The 545-nt window shown below is 52.8% G+C and carries 2 protein-coding genes; both read right to left on the minus strand.

The features are described 5' to 3' along the window. Nucleotides 1-52 precede the first annotated feature (52 nt). On the minus strand, nt 53-319 hold the full coding sequence (locus tag N1032_RS27330; protein ID WP_259543848.1) for a hypothetical protein: 267 nt from the start codon (nt 317-319) through the stop codon (nt 53-55). Between the two features lie 9 nt (nt 320-328). Next, the coding region (locus tag N1032_RS27335) for a putative quinol monooxygenase (protein WP_259543849.1) at nt 329-545 on the minus strand (217 nt) is incomplete at its 5' end.

The following is a 545-nucleotide window of genomic DNA, read 5'->3' on the forward strand; positions in this document are numbered from 1 at the left end:
TGAAAAAGGGGGCGCAACCCCACGTTAACGCCCCCTCTCCCGTTACTGCTCTTTACTGCACGGTACTGGTTACAAAGTCCGGTTTAACCGCCCAGTTATTCGTGGCTTTGATGCTTTCCATAATTTGCGGAAGGATCTCTTTGAAGATGCCCGCAACGAACTTCGCGCGGTGCCCATCGATGCAAACGTGAACCCCTTCGTTATCCGGTGCGCTGAACGCGCGGAACGGAATTTCTTTAACTCCATTGTCCAGCTCAACGGTTAACAACAATTCAATTTGTTTGATGCCCTTCCCTTCTGCCTTGCATAGTTCACACATAAACCCCCCTTAATGCCCTGCAAAGCCCATGCGGATTGCTTCGCTACGCGTAACGCTAACGTCGGCGACGCCGCGCAGCTTAACCAGCAATTCACGATAGGGCTTGCCCATAATATGCCGGTCAACGTCGGTTTGCGTTTCCCAGCGTTCCACCATTAAGAAGCGACCGCTTCCGCTTATGACGCGGTGCAGCTCGTAGGCTTCGCAGCCTTGTTCCTCTTGAACC

The sequence above is a fragment of the Herbiconiux daphne genome (assembly GCF_024979295.1).
Classification (GTDB): Bacteria; Actinomycetota; Actinomycetes; order Actinomycetales; family Microbacteriaceae; genus Herbiconiux; species Herbiconiux daphnes.

Excerpts from the sequence above, each read along its gene's own strand:
- N1032_RS27330 (WP_259543848.1), bottom strand. The coding sequence starts at position 319 with ATGTGTGAACTATGCAAGGCAGAAGGGAAGGGCATCAAACAAATTGAA.